The organism is Roseicyclus salinarum, from assembly GCF_029624655.1.
Taxonomy (GTDB): Bacteria; Pseudomonadota; Alphaproteobacteria; order Rhodobacterales; family Rhodobacteraceae; genus Roseibacterium; species Roseibacterium salinarum.
Genome location: NZ_JARRSA010000003.1, coordinates 31,227 through 50,870, shown reverse-complemented (window position 1 = coordinate 50,870; position 19,644 = coordinate 31,227). Strand labels below are relative to the sequence as shown.

The 19,644-nt window shown below is 71.2% G+C and carries 19 protein-coding genes and 1 pseudogene; 13 read left to right on the top strand and 7 right to left on the bottom strand.

The window, feature by feature from the left end; translation table 11 throughout:
- Positions 1–42 precede the first annotated feature (42 nt).
- From P6F26_RS02690 to P6F26_RS02675, 4 genes are all read left to right on the top strand, one after another.
- The gene (locus tag P6F26_RS02690) at positions 43–468 is read left to right on the top strand and encodes a nuclear transport factor 2 family protein (protein WP_278027100.1); all 426 of its coding nucleotides are present in this window, start codon (positions 43–45) and stop codon (positions 466–468) included.
- A 3-nt stretch (positions 469–471) separates the two neighbouring features.
- Positions 472–1,356, top strand: a complete 885-nt coding sequence (locus P6F26_RS02685; protein ID WP_278027099.1) for a polysaccharide deacetylase family protein — start codon at positions 472–474, stop codon at positions 1,354–1,356.
- Positions 1,353–3,440, top strand: a complete 2,088-nt coding sequence (locus P6F26_RS02680) for a molybdopterin-containing oxidoreductase family protein (RefSeq protein WP_278027098.1) — start codon at positions 1,353–1,355, stop codon at positions 3,438–3,440. The genes P6F26_RS02685 and P6F26_RS02680 overlap by 4 nt, the downstream gene beginning before the upstream one ends.
- Positions 3,441–3,575: 135 nt before the next feature.
- Positions 3,576–4,238 (top strand): TetR/AcrR family transcriptional regulator, encoded by a 663-nt coding sequence (locus tag P6F26_RS02675; RefSeq protein WP_278027097.1) that lies wholly within the window; start codon positions 3,576–3,578, stop codon positions 4,236–4,238.
- Between the two features lie 37 nt (positions 4,239–4,275).
- Here P6F26_RS02675 and P6F26_RS02670 read toward each other — a convergent pair whose 3' ends face one another.
- From P6F26_RS02670 to P6F26_RS02655, 4 genes are all read right to left on the bottom strand, one after another.
- On the bottom strand, positions 4,276–6,441 hold the full coding sequence (locus P6F26_RS02670) for a CHASE2 domain-containing protein (RefSeq protein ID WP_278027096.1): 2,166 nt from the start codon (positions 6,439–6,441) through the stop codon (positions 4,276–4,278).
- Between the two features lie 64 nt (positions 6,442–6,505).
- Positions 6,506–7,567, bottom strand: a complete 1,062-nt coding sequence (locus tag P6F26_RS02665) for a FecR family protein (RefSeq protein WP_278027095.1) — start codon at positions 7,565–7,567, stop codon at positions 6,506–6,508.
- 318 nt (positions 7,568–7,885) lie between these two features.
- On the bottom strand, positions 7,886–8,545 hold the full coding sequence (locus P6F26_RS02660; protein ID WP_278027094.1) for a Crp/Fnr family transcriptional regulator: 660 nt from the start codon (positions 8,543–8,545) through the stop codon (positions 7,886–7,888).
- Between the two features lie 245 nt (positions 8,546–8,790).
- Positions 8,791–10,002 carry a cytochrome C gene (locus P6F26_RS02655; RefSeq protein ID WP_278027093.1) on the bottom strand — a complete coding sequence of 404 codons (1,212 nt, stop codon included), beginning with the start codon at positions 10,000–10,002 and terminating at the stop codon, positions 8,791–8,793.
- An 86-nt stretch (positions 10,003–10,088) separates the two neighbouring features.
- On the opposite strand from P6F26_RS02655, the gene P6F26_RS02650 reads away from it, so the two are divergent.
- The 9 genes from P6F26_RS02650 to P6F26_RS02610 are packed head-to-tail and all read left to right on the top strand — an operon-like array spanning position 10,089 to position 17,081.
- The gene (locus P6F26_RS02650; protein WP_278027092.1) at positions 10,089–11,429 is read left to right on the top strand and encodes a Na(+)-translocating NADH-quinone reductase subunit A; all 1,341 of its coding nucleotides are present in this window, start codon (positions 10,089–10,091) and stop codon (positions 11,427–11,429) included.
- A complete protein-coding gene (locus P6F26_RS02645) occupies positions 11,426–12,208 on the top strand; it encodes an RnfABCDGE type electron transport complex subunit D (RefSeq protein ID WP_278027091.1) in 783 nt (260 codons plus the stop codon). The genes P6F26_RS02650 and P6F26_RS02645 overlap by 4 nt, the downstream gene beginning before the upstream one ends.
- Positions 12,195–13,004: an FMN-binding protein gene (locus P6F26_RS02640; protein WP_278027090.1), complete on the top strand. Its 810-nt coding sequence runs from the start codon at positions 12,195–12,197 to the stop codon at positions 13,002–13,004. The genes P6F26_RS02645 and P6F26_RS02640 overlap by 14 nt, the downstream gene beginning before the upstream one ends.
- 2 nt (positions 13,005–13,006) lie before the next feature.
- Positions 13,007–13,672 (top strand): NADH:ubiquinone reductase (Na(+)-transporting) subunit D, encoded by a 666-nt coding sequence (locus tag P6F26_RS02635; RefSeq protein WP_278027089.1) that lies wholly within the window; start codon positions 13,007–13,009, stop codon positions 13,670–13,672.
- Positions 13,669–14,280: an NADH:ubiquinone reductase (Na(+)-transporting) subunit E gene (gene nqrE / locus P6F26_RS02630; RefSeq protein WP_278027088.1), complete on the top strand. Its 612-nt coding sequence runs from the start codon at positions 13,669–13,671 to the stop codon at positions 14,278–14,280. The genes P6F26_RS02635 and nqrE overlap by 4 nt, the downstream gene beginning before the upstream one ends.
- The gene (gene nqrF / locus P6F26_RS02625; protein ID WP_278027087.1) at positions 14,277–15,500 is read left to right on the top strand and encodes an NADH:ubiquinone reductase (Na(+)-transporting) subunit F; all 1,224 of its coding nucleotides are present in this window, start codon (positions 14,277–14,279) and stop codon (positions 15,498–15,500) included. Before nqrE ends, nqrF begins: the two co-directional genes overlap by 4 nt.
- Before the next feature lie 3 nt (positions 15,501–15,503).
- Entirely contained in the window at positions 15,504–16,484 is a 981-nt protein-coding gene (locus tag P6F26_RS02620) for an FAD:protein FMN transferase (protein ID WP_278027086.1), read from the top strand.
- A gap of 28 nt (positions 16,485–16,512) precedes the next feature.
- Positions 16,513–16,689, top strand: a complete 177-nt coding sequence (locus P6F26_RS02615; protein WP_278027085.1) for a hypothetical protein — start codon at positions 16,513–16,515, stop codon at positions 16,687–16,689.
- A complete protein-coding gene (locus tag P6F26_RS02610) occupies positions 16,686–17,081 on the top strand; it encodes a CBS domain-containing protein (RefSeq protein ID WP_278027084.1) in 396 nt (131 codons plus the stop codon). The genes P6F26_RS02615 and P6F26_RS02610 overlap by 4 nt, the downstream gene beginning before the upstream one ends.
- 345 nt (positions 17,082–17,426) lie before the next feature.
- Here the strand turns inward: P6F26_RS02610 and P6F26_RS02605 are convergent, their stop codons facing one another.
- The 3 genes and pseudogenes from P6F26_RS02605 to P6F26_RS02595 all read right to left on the bottom strand — a co-directional run.
- Entirely contained in the window at positions 17,427–17,885 is a 459-nt protein-coding gene (locus P6F26_RS02605; protein WP_278027083.1) for a hypothetical protein, read from the bottom strand.
- 968 nt (positions 17,886–18,853) lie between these two features.
- Positions 18,854–19,216, bottom strand: a complete 363-nt coding sequence (locus P6F26_RS02600; protein ID WP_278027082.1) for a BLUF domain-containing protein — start codon at positions 19,214–19,216, stop codon at positions 18,854–18,856.
- 3 nt (positions 19,217–19,219) lie between these two features.
- Positions 19,220–19,522 (bottom strand): annotated as a pseudogene (locus tag P6F26_RS02595) (CheB methylesterase domain-containing protein); the annotation flags it as partial.
- Between the last annotated feature and the right edge of the window lie 122 nt (positions 19,523–19,644).

The following is a 19,644-nucleotide window of genomic DNA, read 5'->3' as shown; positions in this document are numbered from 1 at the left end:
TTGCGCGGGATTTAAGCCAGACCCAGTCCAGCAAGGTTTGACATGACCCTCGATCTCGAACCGACCGCCGAAGCGAAAGCCATCGTCGAGGCCTACCTCGAACGCTCGATGGTCCCCGACCCCGAAGGCGCGGCGGCCTATGTCGCCGACGACTTCAAGCTCGTCTTCACCGGCGGCCGGCGGTTCGGCCGCCCCGCCGACGCCTCGGCCTTCAACGCGCGCCGCTACGCCTGGGTGAAGAAGCGGTTCGTGCGGACGGACGCCGCGCTCGACCCTGACACGGGCGACGTCCACGTCTACAATACCGGCTATCTCTACGGGGAATGGCACGATGGGACGAGCTTCGAGACCAACCGCTACATGGACAAGTTCGTGGTGCGCGACGGCAAGATCGTCAGCACGGACGTGTGGAACGACAGCGCCGAGATCCTGCTGCACAAGGCCGGGCTTGCCGAAGCCGATCTCTGAGCCATGCTGAACGATCACGGGCGCTACCCCTACAGAGCGATCACCGACCGCCCCGACTACAGCTGGCCGGGCGGGCACCGCCTTGCCGTCTACATCGGTCTCAACCTCGAGCATTTCGCGTTCGGCGAAGGCCTGGGCGCCGAGCTTGCGCCGGGCGGCCCTCAGCCCGACGTCCTGAACTATGCCTGGCGCGACTATGGCAACCGCGTCGGCGCGTGGCGGATGCTCGAGATGTTCGAGACGCTCGACATGCCCGTGAGCGTGCTGGCCAACAGCGCGATGTATGACCTCGCGCCCGGCCTCATGGCCGCGTTCCGCGCCCGCGGGGACGAGGTCGTGGGCCACGGCCGCACCAATTCCGAGCGCCAGGGCGTCCTCGACCGCGGCGGCGAGGCCGCGCTGATCGCGGAGGCGACGCGGGTCCTTTCACAGGCCGAGGGCGTCGCCCCCAAGGGTTGGCTTTCTCCGTGGATCGCCGAGTCCCGCGACACCCCCGAGCTTCTGGCCGAGGCCGGCTACGGCTACACGCTCAACTGGTGCATGGACGATCAGCCGGTATGGATGAAGACGACGGCGGGGCGGCTGCTTTCGGTGCCCTACCCGCAGGAGGTCAACGACATCCCGTCCATCGTGGCGCGCAAGGACGGCGCGCGCGACTTCGCCGACATGATCATCGACAACTTCGACGAGATGCTCGAACAGTCGCGGCACCAGCCGCTGGTGATGGGGATCGCCCTGCATCCCTATCTTGTCGGGCAGCCCTACCGCCTGCGCCACCTGCGCCGCGCCCTGACCCATGTCGCGGCGCATCGCGACGCGGTCTGGCTCTGCCGCAGCGGCGACATCCACGATCATTGCCGGACCGAGATCCCGGACCTGATCCCGTGACGCAGGCCGCCGCCGGAGCCCCAGACCCGCACGCCGCATCCCGGAACGCGCCCCGCACGGTCCGCACGATGTGTCCGATGAACTGCCACCCGACGCTCTGCGGCATGTCCGTGACGGTCGCGGACGACGGGGGCGTGTCCATCGAAGGCGACGCCACGAACCCCGACAGCAAGGGCTTCCTCTGCATGCGCGGCCGCGCGGCGCACGAGATCGTCGGCAACGACCGGAGGCTTGTCGCGCCGCGTCTGCGCGAAAGGCGTGGATCGGACGACTGGCAGGAGACGGACTGGGACGGCGCGCTCGACCGGATGGCCGACGCCATGCGCCGGGTCGGGCGCGAGGCCGTCGGCTTCTGGCAGGGGCACGGCAACATGGCCAACGATTACGGCGTCGGCCTGAAGCGCGGTCAGATGGAGCGGTTCGCGAACCTCTACGGTTGCCAGCACTGGAACCCCGCGATGATCTGCTGGGGCCTCGGCGGGTTCGGGCTGGGCCTGACCGGCGCGCTCGAGACCTCGACGAAGGAGGACATGGGCGATCACTCGGCCATGGTGATCCTTTGGGGCGCCAATACCGTGAGCCAGGCCCATACGCTGCGCGAGGTCGAACGCGCGAAGCGGCGCGGCGCGCGGATCGTGGTGATCGACGTGCGCCGGACCGAGGCGGGCGCGCTGGCCGACGAGGTGATCCTCGTGAGGCCAGGCACGGACGCCGCGCTGGCGCTCGCGATGATGCAGGTGATCGTCGCCGAGGGCCTTTGGGACAGGACCTTCGTGACGGATCACACGCTGGGCTTCGACGCGCTCCGAGCGCACCTTTCGGGGCATACGCCCGAATGGGCCGAGGCCCTGACCGGCGTCGCGGCCGAGCGTATCGGGGCGCTCGCGCGGGACTACGCGCGGACAGCGCCCGCGATGATCGTTCTCGGCGGATCGTCGATCCACAAGGGGGCGAACGCTTGGCACGCCGCACGGGCGGTTTCGTGCCTGCCCGCGCTGACGGGCCAGTATGGCCGCCCCGGGGGCGGCCTGGGACCGCGCCACGGCGGGCGCAGCCACGGCGCGGGGTTCGCAGACATCTCCGCCGGCGACCGGAGGCGGCCGGGCCGCCATGTGCCGAACCAGATGGAGGCCATTCTGGAGGCGCTCGAAAGCGGTGCGGTAAAGGTCCTCGTCTCCATCGGCTCGAACATGCTGTCGTCGTTCCCCGACACGAACCGCCTGCGCGCCGCGCTCGCGCGGGCCGAGCTGGTCGTGGCCTACGACATCTTCGAGAACCAGTTCATCCGCGAGGCCGCCGACATCGTGCTTCCCGGAACGATCTGGCTGGAGGAGATCGGCGCGAAGTCCACCAACACGCATGTCCATCTGACCGAGCGCGTGCTGCCCCCCATTGGCCACGCAAGGCCCTCCTTCGAGATCTACAGGGGTCTGGCGGCGCGGCTGGGGGTGGACGACGTCTACCCCTGGGCCGACCAGGACGCGGCGCTGGACGCCGTGCTCGACCATCCCGCGACAGGTCACGCCTCGGTCGCGTCGCTGCGGCGGGCGGGCGGGCGGCAGGCGCTGCGCATCTCGCATGTCGCCCACCCCGACCGCCGCTTCGCGACCCCCTCAGGCAGGATCGAGTTCCATTCCGAACGGGCGGCCGCGATGGGCCTGCCTTCCCTGCCGGTCGCGCCCGCGCAGGACGCCGAGCCCGGCCTGACCCTGGCCCACGGGCGAACCTTCGCGCACTTCCATTCGTTCTACGACCACGGCCGCGCCCTTCCGACGCTTGCGGCGCGCGAGGACGCCCCGGAGCTCTGGATAGCGGTCGAGGACGCCGCCGCACGCGCGGTGCGCAACGGCGACGCGGTGGAGGTCGCGAACGCGCGCGGTCGCTTCCGTGCCCGCGCCCGCGTCACGCCGAGGATCCCGGCCGGAACCCTCTGGATGCGCGACGGCTGGCCGGGGTTCAACGCGCTGACCGACGGCGCGGCGGTGCTGCCCGAGGCGGCGCTGTCGGCCTTCGCCTTCTCGGTCGGTCAAAGCGGCTTCGGCGCGCGGGTCGAGGTGACGCGCCTCGACGAGGCCACTTCGTGAGATGCGTGCCGCCACACAGGCACCGGGACGGGCACAGGGACGGGCGCCGGTCGCGGCACACGCGCCGCGTTGCCGATTGCACGGCCCCGATGTCCGGTGCATCCCGCCCGCCACCCGAAGGACCGGAGGACCGGGATGCCCAGACGCGATGACACCGGCGCGGGCGCGCCGCCCCGCACGCGCGACCCCGAACGCACCGAGGCCGGCATCCTGCAGGCCGCCGTGCGGGAATTCGCGCAGCACGGATACCACGGCGCCCGCATCGTGCGGATCGCCAAGGCCGCGCGCTGCAACACGCGGATGATCTACCACTACTTCGGCGGCAAGGAGCCGCTTTATGTCGCGGTGATCGACAGCGTCTACGCCTCGATCAGGAACCGCGAGGCCGCGCTGAACCTGTCGGAGGACACGCCGCTGGAATCCATGCGCCGGCTGGTCGAGTTCACGTTCGACTATTTCCACGAGAACCAGGCGTTCCTGAACATCACGCGAAACGAGAACATCCTCGGCGGGAAGTTCATCCGCCGGTCCCGGATGATCCGCTCGATGTCGCAGCCGCTGACCGAATCGATCGGGCGCATCCTCGACCGTGGCGTCGAGGCGGGCCTGTTCCGGCACCGCCCCGATCCGCTGCAGCTTTACCTCAGCATCGTCGCCCTGTCGGCGCACCACCTCAACAACGCCCACACGCTTTCGGCGACATTCGGCGAGGACTTTTCGGATCCCGCATGGCTTGGCGAGCGGCGCAGGCACGCGGTCACGATGATCCTTCGGGACCTCGGGGTCGCCGACGCCTGAAACCGCCCCGCCCCCGGGAAGCCGCGCGCGGTAGTCCTCAGGCGGCGGTCCGGGCCGCGCGGAGGTCGTCCAGCCGCTGCGGCAGCGCGAGGTAAAGCTGGTCGAGCTGCGGAAGGATGGCGCCCGCGATGCGCCGGCACTCCTCCAGCTCGTCCGCCACGTCGTCCTTTTCCGCGATCCGCGCAAGGAGGGCGTCATGGCGCGCCGCCAGCCGGGTGAACGCCTCGCTTTGCGCCAGCTCCGCCCCGCCCACCAGCGCAAGGAGCGTCTGCCTGCGGCCCACCCCCTTCAACGCGAGGCTCCCCAGCGGAAGCCACGCGAGGTCCGGCGCCCGCTCGCGCACCGCCTCCGTCGCCACGATGTCGAAGCCGACGGCCTTGCAGCTCGCTTCGACCCGCGCGGCGAGGTTCACGGCGTCGCCGATGGCGGAGTAGTTGAACCTCTGCCGTGAGCCGATGTTGCCCACGCAGGCGTCCCCCGAATGAAGGCCGATCCCGATCCCGATGGGTTGCGCCAGATCCGGCCGCCGCGCGAGGAAGCGCGACAGCGCGGCGCGCATGGCGAGGGCCGCCATCGCGCCCTGCCGAGCGTGGTCCGTCACCGTCAGCGGCGCGTTCCAGAACGCCATGACGCTGTCGCCGATGAACTTGTCGATCGTGCCGTCGCGTTCGAGGATCTCCTCCGTCAGGTCCGTGAACAGGTCGTTCAAAAGCGGCACGAGCGCATCGGCCGCCATGCTTTCGCTGAGGGGCGTGAAGTTGCGGATATCGGTGAACATGACGGTCAGCTCACGCACCTCGCCGCCAAGTTCGATCCGGTAGCCCCGGTTTTCGATCTCGCCCAGCACCGAGGGCGCGAGGTATTGCGAGAACGACCGCCGGATCATCCGGCGCTCGCGGTCCGTGACGACGAAGCGGTAGGCGGTCAGCAGGCCGAAGTTCAGCGCGCCCCCCAACAGCGGATAGGTCGCGTCCACGAGGACCGAGTGGCGCTGGAACATCCACCAGCTCGCGCCGATGACGGCGACGGCCCCCAGCCCTCCGGCCACCAGCGAAAGCTGCGGTCCCGCGCGCGCCATCATGAAGGCGACCATCAGCCCCAGAAGCGCCTGCGCCACCACCTCGAGCCCGGCCACGAAATCGCTCCGCGTGAGGTGATCGTCCAGAAGCACCTGCTCGATCAGCTGGGCGTGGATCGAAACGCCCGGCACCGTCTCGCCAAGCGCGGTGGTCCTGATGTCGAGAAGCCCCGCGGCGGACGTCCCGACCAGCACGATGCGCCCCTGCACCGCCGATTGCAGCCACGCGGGATCGTCGCGGCCGAGGACGTCGCGCGCCGAGACATAGAGGCGCGGATCGTCCCGCCGGTAGCGCACCCACATCTCGCCCCTGGACGTCGCGGGGATCACGAAGCCGCCGATCTGGACGCTTTCGACCGCGCCGCGCACGTCGCCCACGCCGCGCAGGATGAAGGTGTCCTCGCCCAGCGCGACGCGAAGCGCCTCGATGCCGAGGGTCGCGACCGCGCCCGTTTCGGTGCCCCACAGCAAAGGGACGGTCCTGATGCGCCCGTCGTTCAGGCGCGGGCTCGTGTTGATGTTGCCGAGGCCCTGCGCCGCGTCGGCGAGGCCGGGCACCAGCGTCGTGGAGCGGCCGAAGACGTGAAGCCCCTCGCTGGGCCGATTGCCGATCTCCACGAGGCCGGGCCGCGCAAGGTCGCCGGTCTCGACGCCGCCCGAGGCCGCCGACGCCAGTCCCAGCACGACCGCCGAGCGCGAGATCGCCTCGGCGAAACGGCGGTCGTTGTCGAGCGTTTCGATCGCGTCCTGCGCAAGGTCCTCGCGGAACAGGCCCGCAAGTTCGGGGTCCTGCAGCAGACGCGCGGGCGACTGGCGGTCGGGTTCCGCGAACAGGACGTCGAAGGCCACGACCGCCGCGCCCGCCGCCGTCAGCTCGTCCAGCATCCGCGCCATCAGGCTTCGCGGCCAGGGCCATTGGCCGAACTCGGCCAGCGACGGCTCGTCGATGTCAACGACCACCACGGGGAGGTCCTGGTAGTCGCGAGGATCGAAGATCTGGAGATAGTCGAAATAGGCGTTTCGCACGGCCTGAAGCGGAAGCGGATCGAACAGCCTGAGCACCACGAGGACCGCGACGATCGCAAGCCCGAGCGCGAGGACCGAACGCTGCAGCCGGCGCCTCATGGACGGCGACGGCCCGCGCCGGAGCGATGCAGGCGGGACGGGCGCGCGAAAACCGGTGCGCGCATCAACCCGATGATCCACCTCGGCCGTTGCCGTTCCCGCGCCCGTTCCCGCTGCCGCCGCCGCGGTTGCCGTTTCCGGCATCCGCGTTCCCGCCGCGCCCGGTGCCGCCGCCCCCGCCGGCGTCGGTGTTTCCGCCGCCGCCGTTGCGGTTCTCGGCACCCTGCCCCGATCCCCGGCCCGAACCGTCCTGCCCGCTGCTGGCGCCGCCGCCCCTGCCTTCGCTGGGCCCGACGCTGCCGCTGTTGCCGGGGAAGTTGCCCGAGGGCTGCGGCGCGGGCCGATCAGGCGGCGGAGGCTCGCGCCTCGGCGGTTCGGGGGCGGGTGGCGGCGGTGCGGCCGGTGGCGGCGCGGCGGCAGGGGGCGCGGGCACCGGGTTGCGGTCCGAGCGGATCTGGAAGTAGCGTCCGCAGCCGCCGGTGGCCGCGCGGAACCCGCTCCGAAGCTGCGATTGCTGCGCCACGAAGGAGAACGCCCCGGAAAGGGCGTCCGCCGCGGCGCGTCCCGTGAGGCCCTCGATCCCGCGCGACCCGCCCGTCCGCGCGACCGCGCAGGACCCGCTGACGATCGCGCAGCGGCGGCTGCTGCGGCACATCCGGACCGACCCGTCGAACAGCGCGAGCGTGGTCTCGCGCCGCGCCACCGCGAGGTCGAAGGAGGTGCCGCGCACGCCCATCGTCGCCGTCGGCGTCGTGATCTCGTAGGCGTCCTTGTCGCTGTTGCCTGTGATGAAGCGGAACCCCCCGCTGACCGCGTTGACGGCGAAACGGCTCGCGCGATTGGAAGAGGTCATCAGGACTTCGGTGATCTCCAGCGAGGAATTCCTGCCGACGACCATGTTCGTTCCGTCGTCGAAGGTGATCTGCACGGTGCCGTCGTCCGACGTCGAGACGCGCGTTCCGTCGTCGATCCGCGCGCCGCTGCGAATGATGAAGCGCTGCCCGCCGACGGACATCTCCGCGCGGCCCGTGACCTCGACGGCCGTGGCGATCGCCTGGGCCGCAAGCGGTGCGGCTGCCGCAAGCGCGACAGCGATGGACGCCATCTGGAACAAGGCACGGATCACTGCGTCCCCCAACGCTCTGGATCACGACGGACCTGCGGTTGACGAGAGAGGCGCGGTAGAGGATCAGGCTGCGCGAGTTCTCGCCACAAAACTGCCCGAATTTGGCCATATTTCGCCGATCCGTCAAGAAATATCGGTTAGGCGGACGCCTATTGATGGCTCGCGCGCTTCGCGCCGGGCCACGGGACGACGTCGTTCTGTCAGGGGCCAGATCCGGCGGAAGGCCGCCTTCCGCAGGGCTTGGGGACGGAGGAAGGCTGCGCTCCGCAAGACTTTGCGACAGGGGCCTGCGCGGTCGCGCCGCCGCGATGCGAAGGGCTAGCCGGCCGCCTCCCGACGGCGATCGGCCTCGGCGCCCCCTTCGCGCCTCGCCGTCCCGTCGCCCGAGCCCTCCGGCGCGCTGAGGGACAGCTTGCGCGCGAGGTCGCGGTTGAACATCGCGCCCAGCGCGTTCGATAGCGCGGGCGACCGGCGCATGATCCGCTCCAGGTCGCGTCGATCCCAGAAGATGTAGCGTGTCCCCACGGGAGCCGTCACGGTCGCCGAGGCGGGGCCTCCGATAAGAAAGGAGATCTCGCCGATGAAGCTCCCCTCGGGGATCTCGTGGACGGTTCCGTTGCGCTGCATCTCGACCCGACCGTCAGCGATCAGGAAGAGGCCGGGCACCTCGTCACCGTTCCGGGTCAGGACGGTGGTCGTGTCCGCCGTCATGATGCGCCCCGCCTTCAGGACGCGGCGGAACTGGCCTGGATTGAGGGTCGGAAAGCTCGCCGAGAGCTTCAGGTGTTCCTCGCTCATCCCGAACCGCGTCCGCTCGCGCACGATCACGACCAGCAGCACGAGATTGATCGTGAAGAGCGTGCCGTTCGTGCCGATCGGGGCCCAGATCGGGGTGTCGTTCAAGGTGAAGTAGAAGACGATGTAGCACAGGTAGCAGCAGGCCAGCAGAGCCCGCATCGCGAGCTCGTCGCGGATCATGAAGCCTGTCGCGCTCAGGCAGAATGCGAGGAACACCAATCCATTGGGGTCCAGGTAGGCAGCGAGACCCAAATCGACGCTCCGGTGGTGGCCTTTTCGTTGCAGGTCCCTTTGGACCGCAATCGCGTCAGGGAGTCAACGCGCGGGACGCCGAAGGGGGGCCGCCATAGACGTCCCCTCCCCGGCGTTCGTTCCGCGAGCGTCGGGATGCAGCCCAGGGCCGGTCTTCCGGGCAAGCGCGCCCGTCAGCGCAGGATGCCGAGGTCGTCCATGTCGACGCCGAGAGGACCGGCAAGATCCGCCACCGAGTCGTGCAGGAGTTGCAGCGCGTAGTGCGGATTGTGGGCGTAGGCGCCGGGATCGGCCGTCACGAGCTTCCAGTTGTAGGCCGCCCGCAGCATCCGCGGCGTCCAGCTGGAATAGGCGACGGGCTGGCCGTCGGCGGTGTCCGCCACACCGTCGGCGTTGCCGTCCGCGAAGAAGTAGGGATAGCGCCCGCCATCGTAGAGGATCGGCGCGCCCGCGACTTCCGCCCCGTAGCGCCCGACCATCTCCAGCAGCAGGTCGGCGTTGTTGTGGATGTCCTCGCGGATGCCCTGGCTCGTGTCGCCGCTTCCGTCGAAACTGTGGCGCGAGATGCGGATCTCGGCCGGCGTGCCGTTCTCGTGGCAGGTCGAGCAGCTTTCGACCTGCACCTCCAGCGTGTGCGGCTGGTGGCAGGACACGCAGCTGTCGATGGGCCGGGCGTGGAAGAAGCGGCCGGCGTAGTCGCGGCCCTCGTAATGGTAGCCCGCGCCGCCATAGCCGCCGAGCCATGTCGCGGCCGCCGTGGCGTAGTGCGGATTGACGAAGCGGATCGCGGCGTCGGGACGGTCGTCCGGCAGGCCGGCAACGGCTTCGGACACCGTGACGCCGGCGGTCCGCCCCTGGTGACAGGTCATGCACGAGGCCTCGACGCCGTTGACGGGGTGCATCACGCCGCTCGGCATCCGGATCTCGGTGATCCGCGACAGGCCGGGATTGTGGCATGTCGCGCAGTCCACGACGCCGCCGGTATCCACGGGCGTCTCCGGGATGCCCGGCTCGCTGCCGTCAAGGCCGTGGAAACTGCGGAACCCCTCGCCGGAATGGCAGACGGCGCAGACCGGCCGGATTTCCTCGTCGGCGTCCCAGTGGCGGAACGCCTCCGCCGCCGCGTCGGCATGGGCCGAGCGGAACCAGTCCGCGATGGCGGCATTGTTGGCGATCTCGATCTGCTCGGGATTGAAGGGGCCGGAGTCCGGGATCACGAAGGGGAGGACGGCATCCTCGCCGGTGAAGGGGAGGTCAGCCACGGTCGAATCCGCGTCCCCGCTGCCCTCCGGGGTCTGGGCGCGACCGACATGGCCCGACGTCAGGGCGATGCCCGCGGCGAGCGAAACAAGGGCGAGGATGGCGGCAAGGGCAGGAATGCGCATGTCTTTTTATCCCGGTGCTTGAGTGTCATCGCGCGTGTGGATTAGCTTAACCCTACAACCTTTGCGGGCAAAACGGAATCTGACGCATGGGCATCACGGGAACCGGAGGGATGGTCAGCCTGCTCGGGATCGGCACCGGGATCGGCACCGGGCGCGGCATCGCGCACGGCAGGGGCCTCGTGCTGTCGATGGAGACGCCGCCCCTCGCCGGCGGCACGGCGCCCGTCGACGCGCCCACCGAGGAGGCGGCCCTCGTCGCGCCGCGTGGCTGCGAGATGCGCATCGACATGGTGGCGGCCGAGGACGAGGTGCTGGCCGAGGGCGCGCCTATCGCGCGGCTCCGGGATGCGCCGGACGTCACGCTTGTCGCGCCGATGCCCGCGCGGGTCGCGCGCATCCGCCTGCTGCCCGGCCGAAGGCTGGGCGAGATCGTGCTGTTCCGCGAGGCGGGCGGCGAGCGATCGCGCCACGACACCGCCGGCGCCGCGTCCTCGGCCGACGCGCTCGCGGCCCTCGCACAGCGCGCGGGCTTCTGGCCGCGGCTGCGCCGCCGCCCCTACGGCGGGCTGCCCGGTCCGGCCGAGCGCCCCGCCGCGATCGTCGTCATGGCGCGCGACACGCGCCCCTTCGCCCCCGATCCGCGCCATGAGGTGACGGGCCGCGAAGAGGCCCTCGTGCGCGGGCTCGCGGCCCTGGGCCTGCTGACGGACGGCCCGATCTTCCTGTGCGAGGACGGCGCCCGGCCGCTTCTGCCGCGGGGCGATGGCGGGCCGCGCGTCACCCGCGTGGCCGTCGGCCCGCGCCATCCGCAGGGGCTGGCGGGCATATGCCTTCACGATCTCTGCCCCGCGACCGACGCGCGCCCGGTCTGGGACCTGCACGTTGGGGACGTGGCCGATCTGGGGGAACTGCTCGGGACGGGGGTGCTGCCGCAGACGCGGGTCGTCTCGGTCGCGGGCCCCGCGCTGACGGAGACGCGCCTCCTGCGCTGCCAGATCGGCGCCGACACCCGCGGCCTGAGCTATGGCGCGGTCAGGCCCGGCCCCCATGCGATCCTCGCGGGCTCGCCGCTCGACGGCCGCGCCGCGCACTGGCTGGGCCCGCGCGACAGGCAGGTCAGCGTCCTGCCCGAGCCGCCCGGCGAAACGCGGCCGCACTGGTTCCTGTCGGCGCTTACGCGGTCGTCGCGGCCCAAGCCCCTCATTCCCACCGCGGCGCTGTCGCAGGCGGCGGGCGGCGCCTTTCCGGTGATGGCGATGCTTCGCGCGCTCAGCACGGGAGACGACGAGACGGCGACACGCCTCGGGGCGCTGTCGCTCGTGGAGGAGGACCTCGCCCTTGTAGATTACGTCGTGGGCGGCGCGCCGAGCGCGAGCGATCTTCTGCGCGGTTTTCTCGACCGCGCGCAGGCCGAGGCCGCGCCATGATGCGCGGGCTCTGGGACCGGGAGATGGTGGCGCTCCTGCTGATCGCGGCGCTCGCGCCGATGGGCCTTGCGTGGCTCTGGTCCGAGGGGTCCGACGCGGTCGCGCGGCTCGCCTTCGCGCTGGTCGTCGCGGGCGCGTGGCACGTCGTCTTCATGCTCGCCCGCGCGCAGCCGCCGTCGCTGGCCGGCGCGATCACCGCCCTTGCGGTGGCGATGCTGGCGCCGGAGGACCTCGGCGCGTTCCGGCTCGCGCTCGGGATCAGCTTCGGGGTCGTCTTCGGCGAACTGGTCTTCGGCGGCTGGGGCCGCAACGTCGTGAACCCCGCCACGGTGACGCTCGCCTTCCTGGGCTTCGGGTTTCCCGCTTTCGGCTGGCCGGATTTCGTCCTGCCGGTCGCGTGGGCCGCGATCGGGGCCGGAGCGATCGGGGTGGCGCTCGGGGTCATGCCGCTGGGCGTCATCGCCGGCGCGACGCTGGTCGGGGGGCTGTCATGGGTGGCGGGTCTGCCCGTTGGGCCCGTGCTGCCCGCCGCCGCGATCGCGCTCGTGCTGATGGTCGCAGATCCGGTGGCCAGCCCCGACACCGCGCTCGGCCGATGGCTGCACGGCGGGCTTTACGGCGCGCTCGTGCTGATGTTCGCGACCGGCTGGGACGGGTCGGCGCCGGTGCAGATCTGCGTGGCGGCGGCGCTTCTGGCCTCGCTCGCCGCGCCGCTTTTCGACGAGATCGCGATCGCCCTCTGGGTCATGCGAAGAAGGAGACGCCATGGCGGACCATGACGGCACGAGCGAGGGCGCGGGCCCCTGGCGGCGGTTCCTCGCCCAGCCGAACGACAGCCGCGCCAAGACCATCGCGATGGCCTTCGCCGTATCGGCGGCCTGTGCCGTCCTCGTCAGCGCGGCGACCGTCTACCTGCGCCCGATCCAGGCGGCGAACCGCGCTGCCGAGGAACAGGCCCGCATCGAAAGCCTCGTGCGCGGCATTCCGGGCATGTCCGACCTGCTGGAGCGGTCGGGCGGCACGCTGGGGACCGTGGTGATCGACCTCGAACGCGGGCGCGCGGCCCCCGAGATCACCACCGACACGCTGGAGATCGCGCTGTCCGACCCCGCCAACTGGAGCGCGCTCGAACCCGGCGAGGACCTTGCGGGACTGGGCCAGCGCCCCGATTACGCGCAGGTCTACCTGCTGCGCGACGGGGGCGAGGTCTCGGTCGTGCTGCTGCCGATCACCGGGTCGGGATACAACGGGCGCATCGACGCCGTCCTCGCGCTGGGCGGGGACATGCGCACCATCGCCGGGCTGTCGATCACGCGGCAATCCGAGACGCCGGGCCTCGGCGCGCGGATCGAGGAGGCAGCGTGGCTGTCGGACTTCCCCGGCACCCGCACCCGCGACGAGGCGGGCAACCTGCGTTTCGCGGTCGCGCGCGGGCAGGCCTCGAGCGTCTACGAGGTGGACGGGATCACGGGCGCCACGAGGACCTCGAACGCGATGACGCGCATGATCCGCTTCTGGCTCGGCCCCGAGGGCTACGGCCCCTTCCTCGATGCGGTCCGGCGGGGGGAATTCTAGGCATGGCGCGCGGCCCGCACCTCTGGACCATCCTCACCACGCCGCTGGTGCGCGAAAACCCGGTGACGCTCCAGATCCTCGGGCTGTGCTCGGCGCTGGCGGTCACGACGTCGCTGCCGACCGCGCTGACGATGTCGGCGGCGCTGACCGTGGTGCTGACGCTGTCGGCCGGCATCATCAGCGTGATCCGCCGGCACATCCCCGACACGATCCGCCTCATCGTGCAGATCGTCATCGTCGCGTCGCTCGTCATCGTCATCGACCAGGTGCTGCAGGCCTACCTCTTCGAGATCAGCCAGGCGCTGTCGGTCTATGTCGCGCTCATCACGACGAACTGCCTCGTGCTGGGGCGCACGGAATCCTTCGCGCGCCACAACCCGCCCGTCCCCGCCATGGTGGACGCCTTCGGCAACGGGCTGGGCTATTCGCTGATCCTGATCGTGATCGGCGCCACGCGCGAGCTTTTCGGGCAGGGCCAGCTTATGGGCCGCACCGTCCTGCCGCTGGCCGAGGACGGCGGATGGTTCACCCCGCTCAGTCTCATGCTGCTCGCGCCCAGCGCCTTCTTCCTCCTCGGCATCCTCGTCTGGGCGATCCGCTCGGTCAGGACCGAACAGGCCGAGGCTCCCGAATTTGCACCGCCAAGGGCGCGGGAGCCGGCGGAATGAGCGGGCTCTGGACCCTTTTCCTCGAGGCGAGCTTCGTCTCCAACATGCCGCTGACGCTGTTCCTCGGCCTGTGCACCTTCATCGCGCTGTCGCGCCGCCCCGAGGCGGCGCTGGGCCTGGGCGTCGCCATCACGGGCGTCCTCGGCGTCACGGTGCCCCTCAACCAGGTCATCTACGACGGGCTTCTCGCCCCCGGCGCATGGGCCTGGGCGGGGATGCCCGAGCTCGACCTGTCCCATCTCTCGCTGATCGCGTTCATCGGCGTGATCGCGGCCACGGTGCAATTGCTCGAAATGGTGCTCGACCGGTTCTTCCCGGCGATCCACGCGGCCTTCGGGGTGTTCCTGCCGCTTCTGACCGTGCAATGCGCGATCCTCGGCGGCAGCCTCTTCATGGTCGAGCGAAGCTACACGCTGCCGCAATCGGTCGTCTTCGGCCTCGGCTCGGGCTTCGGCTTCGCGGTCGCCGTCGTGATGCTGAGCGCGATCCGCTCGCGGCTGGCCTATGCCGACCTGCCGGCGGGCCTGCGCGGCCTCGGCATCACCTTCATCCTGTCCGGGCTCATGTCCCTGGGCTTCGCGTCCTTCGCGCTGATGGCCGTCCAATGACCGAGATCCTCGTCGGCAGCCTTGTCCTGATCCTGCTCGTCACCGGCCTGACCCTGGGGCTTCTGGCGGCGCGCCGGAAGCTTGTTCCCGGAGGCGCGATCGAGGTGACGGTGAACGGCACCACGCGCCTTGAGGCCGAGCGCGGCGAAAAGCTTCTGGGCGTTCTGCATGGCGGCGGCATCGGCATCCCGGCGGCCTGCGGCGGATCGGGGACCTGCGGGCTCTGCCGCGTCACCGTGACCGGCGAGGGCGCGGGCGAGCCGCAGGCGACCGAGCGCGGCATCCTCTCGGCGCGCGAGCGGCGCGACCATGTCCGTCTCGCCTGCCAGACGAGCCTGCGGGGCGACTGCGCGGTGACGGTGCCGCAGGACGTCATGGCCGCGGGCGGCGGCTTCACCGCGCGCGTCCACACGGCGCGGATGCTGGCGCCCCTCATCCGCGAGATCGTGCTCGATCTGCCCGAGGGGCAGCCCTTCGACTACCGCGCGGGCGAGTTCATGCAGATCACCGCGCCGCCCTACCGCCTCGACTTCTCGACGCTGGACCTGCCCGAGGCCTTCCGAGAGGTCTGGGAGATGTCGGGCTGGAACCGCCTGCGCATCGCCTCCGACAGCGCCGTGACCCGCGCCTACTCGGTCGCAAACCGCCCCGAGGATGCCCGCGCCGCCGTCTTCAACATCCGCCTCGCCGTGCCGCCCCCCGGCCGCGAGGACGAAATCCCGCCGGGCGTCGTCTCGTCATGGCTGTTTTCCGTGGCGGAGGGCGACCCGGTGGACGTCTCGGGGCCCTTCGGCGACTTCCGCGTGCAGGACACCGGGCGCGAGATGGTCTTCATCGGCGGCGGTGTCGGAATGGCGCCCCTCAGGGCGATGATCCACCAGGAACTCGGCGCCGGGTCGACCCGCCGCATCCGCTACTTCTACGGGGCGCGCTCGGCGGTCGACCTGTTCTACACCGAAGAATTCGACGCGCTTCGCCGGGCGCATCCCAACTTCAGCTTCACGCCCGCTCTGTCCGATCCCGCGCCCGGCGACCGCTGGACCGGGGCCACGGGCTTCATCCACGAGACGCTCTGGCGCGAGATGCAGGCGCACCCCGCCCCCGAGGATTGCGAATACTACCTCTGCGGGCCGCCGGTGATGATCTCGGCCGTTCTCTCGACGCTCACCCGGCTGGGCGTCGAGCCGCGCAACATCTTCAACGACGATTTCGGAGTCTGAGCCATGACAGCGACACGACAGGGGATCGACCGGCGCGGCCTTCTGCGGATGAGCGCGGCCGCGCTCGCCATGCCGGGCCTCGCCCTCGGCGGGACCGAGGCGATCGAGCGGATCGAGGGGCGCGCCTTCGCCACGACGTGGTCCGTCACCGCACCCGCGGGCGCCGGTCTGGAACGGCTGCGGCCCGCGATCGACAGGCTCCTCGCCGGGATCGACCGGCAGATGTCGCCGTGGCGGCCCGACAGCGAGATCGCGATCGTGAACCGGGCCCCGCCGGGACGTCACGCGGTATCGGCCGACACCGCCACGGTCTGCCGGGTGGCGCTGGAGATCGCCGAGGCGAGCGCGGGGCGCTTCGATCCCACGGTCGGGCCGCTCGTGGCGCGGTGGGGCTTCGGCCCGATCGAGGGCGACGCGGCGGGCGACTGGCGCGACCTTTCGGCCAGGGATCGTGCGGTCGAGAAGGCGCGGGCGGGATCCACGCTCGATCTCTGCGGCATCGCGAAGGGATGGGCGCTCGACCGGATGGCGGAGGTCGTGCGCGCAGCAGGGCACGAGCGGGCCCTCCTGGATCTCGGCGGCGAGATGCGCGGCATCGGGGACCACCCCTCGGGCAGGCCCTGGCGGGTCGCGGTGGAAAACCCCGCCGCCCCGGACGGCACCGTCGCGGTGCTGGAGCTTCCGGACATGGCGGTCGCGACCTCGGGCCTGACGTGGCAATCCTACGCGGTCGGCGGCGGCACCTATGGACACATCGTCGACCCACTGACCGACCGGCCCGCCGCCGGCGCGCTCCGCTCGGTCTCGGTGCTGCACCGGGAGGCGATGCGCGCCGATGCCTGGGCGACGGCCCTCTTCGCGGCGGGCGCCGGGGCGGGGCCGGCGCTGGCCCGGGCGATGGACCTTCCCGCCCTCTTCTTGATCGCGCGGGACGGGCGGCTGGTGCAGGAGGAAACCGGCGCGATCGGGGGCTTCCTGCGATGAACGAAGACGACGGAACGGAGCGCTGCCGATGGAAATGATCCTTGCAACCCTTGTGTTCGTGCTTGCGGCCGGCGGTCTCGGGCTTGGGCTGGCGCTGGGGCGCGGGCCGGTGCGGGGCAGCTGCGGCGGCGCGTCCTGCATGGCGGGCGACGCCTGCGCCGCCTGCCCCCGCAAGAGGCAGGCGGACGCGGAGCGGGACCCATGACCGAGGCCCTGAAGGTCCGCGCGGGCATGGAAACCGACATCGTCAGGCTGTCGCCGGGCGATCCGATCCGGCAGGCCGTCGCGGCGCTCGTCGCAAGCGGTGCAAGCGCCGCCCCGGTCGTCGAGGCGGACGGAGCCTTGTGCGGGATCCTGACCGAGAAGGACTGCTTCCGGTCGGTCCTCCACGCGAGCTACTACCAGGAATGGCGGGGCACCGTGTCCGAACACCTTTCGCGAAACGTGGTCACGATCGAGGCGTCCGAGGACATGGTGCGCGCAGCCGAAGTGTTCCTGTCGCTGCCCCACCGCGTGCTGCCCGTGCTCGAGGACGGCAAGCTGGCCGGGATGCTGAACCGCTCGGCCGTCATGGCCGCCCTCCTGCGCGAAAGCTGACGCAGCCGCTCGGGCCGGGAAGGCAGGGACACCCTTCGGCGTGGGAAGAGGGCGCGTTCCGCCTGCAGCACGCCCCGGTCATCGAACGGGCTGCCGCCTTCGGCGGCGCCGTCGGTGAGGCCGAATTGCAGGCCTGCACGACCGCCGGTCCAGTCGGATGTCGAAACGGCCGGCATGACGGCTGTGGCAGGTGCGGGCCCCCTCCCCAGCCAGCGCGGGGCCCGCGGCCAGCGGGGAAGCGGCGGCATGAATGAAGCGAACCATGAGGTCATCCCTCGTTGGATTGGTCGATCGCGTGACGGCCGGCCCGCCGGTCTTTCGATCGGGGCCGGCCGCTGCGCCGTCCTATCGGCCCGGAGCCGCCGAGGCGCCGCTGTCGCGCCCGGCGTCGTCGCGTCCGCTGTCGCCGCGTCCGCTGTCGCCGCCACGGTCGCTGCCGCGGGATCCACCGTTGCGGTCGTCCTCGCCGCGGTCGGAATTGCTCGGGCCACGGTAGACGAGGATGGGCACGCCCCGCTCGCGCAGGACCTCGCGCACGACGCGCCGCTGTCCGGGGGGCAGGAAATCGAGGTCGAGGGCGCCGGCCTCGAGCGGTTGCTCGTGCTGGTTGTCGCAAAGGTCGAAGCCCTCGCCGATGCACTGCTCGTAGGGCGTCAGCGACTCGGGGCACTGCACCATGATCGAGTCGTAGCAGTCGGACAGGGCGCTGGCCTGCGCGGGGGTGCTCGCCATCGGCAGAAGCCCGAGCGTGCCGGCGGCGGCAAGGGTGCGAAGGATTGCGGTTCCGGTGGTCGTGCGCGTCATGATTTGGTCTCCGTCGGGTTCGATTGATGCGGGCTCGCCGCGTTACAGCCATGGGTCGGAGACCGGGGCCGAAGCGTTCAAAAAAAGTTCGGGAAAGTTTCAAAAGGGGCTCGGTGCGGCGCGAAGACCCCGCCCCACGAGGCCGAGACGGCGCTGCGCAGGGCCGGGTTTCTTGCGTGGTTCAGGTCCGCGGGAAGGCCTGGACGACTGGACGCCGAGACGCGAGCGCGGACATCCGGCGGCCGTCGCGCATGGCGATGGGAGGTGGCGGAACCCTGCGGATGCCCACGCCCGTCACGGAACGCGGCAGGGCGCCCAAGGGCGGGGAAGGGCCACGGGACGCGCGGGCGCATGTCCGAAGCGGCAGCGCCCAGTTGCCAGTGGCGAGGCGCGGACCCTGCGCCCGGTCCGCATCAGCCCACGACGCATCGGGGACCGCGCGGCCGCGGAAGATCGTCAGAGGTGCCCCCGGCAAATGAAGGGCACCGGCGCCTGCGCCCGCCCTGTCCGCGACTGGCACCGCCCACCGTTCGCGACGCAGGCCGCCTTCGACGCGCGCCGCCTTCGACGCGCGCCGTCTTCCGCCCATGCGGTCCGCCGCACGCCCGCCATCGACCCGCAACGTCCGTGACGCGCCCCGTCCGGCCCGCCAAGAGCCCGTCGGCGAGACGCGTCAATCCTCACCCGCCCCGCCCCGCACCAGCCGTCACCCGCCCCGTCCGTCGCATGGCCCCCGGCGACACGCGTCGTTCGTCACCCTCCCCGTCTCTTGCTCGCGGCGCCCGCGCCGTCACGCCCTCCGCGCCGCGCACTGTTCGCAATGCGCACCGTCCGCGACCCGCCCGCCGGACCCTCGCCCAGCCGCAGCCCGCCCGGTCCTGCCGCACCCTGTGCACCCGCTTTCGCGCCGTTGCAGGTCGCTGATCAGCCGCCGGGCTGCCGGTCGATCGCCGCGTCGGCGTGGCGCATCAGCATCTCGAACATGATCTCGGGCGGGCGGTTGGCGCCCGTCGCGAAACCGCGAAGCAGTGTGACGGCACGAGCGCAAGGCGCATCTTCCAGTCGCTGAACCATTTCAGCTCGGCCTCTTCGGAGGCGAGGACACGGATGCCCGCGTGCCGCGGATCGCTCAGAAGCCGCAGCGCAAGGTCGGCGACGGCTCCGCGCGCGCCCTCCACCACCTGCACGAAATGGCTCGCATCGGCGAGGAGGATCCCGGTTATGCCATCCGCGAGGTTGCGGGCGCGCGCGGCGTCCAGCATGGCGGCAAGGCCCGACGCATCGACGCGCCTTTCCGAAAGATACGCAAGCCGGTGGATCGGCGCCCCCATCGCTCAGGACGCCGCCGCAAGGGCAAGGGCGGCCAGACGGTCCAGCGGCGCCTGCTTCTCGACCGCGCCGCGGTCGAAGGCGACCTTCGGCATCCCGTAGATCACGCAACTCGCCTCGTCCTGACCGAAGGTCGCGGCCCCGGCATCGCGCATTTCGCGGAGGCCCGTCGCGCTGTCATCCCCCATTCCGGTCATGATCACGCCCACGGCATTGGCCCCCGCGACCTGCGCCACCGAGCGGAACAGGACGTCCACCGAGGGGCGGTGCCGCGAGACGAGGGGACCGTCCCTGACCGCGACGCCATAGAGATGGCCCGATGCGGAACACCCAGCTCTTGCCGGGGCCGCGAGGCTGAACGAGGTAGCGCATGTCGTCTTTCTCGGCCTTTCTGTGGTCCAAGCTGGACAACAAGCCGTTGGACATCGCC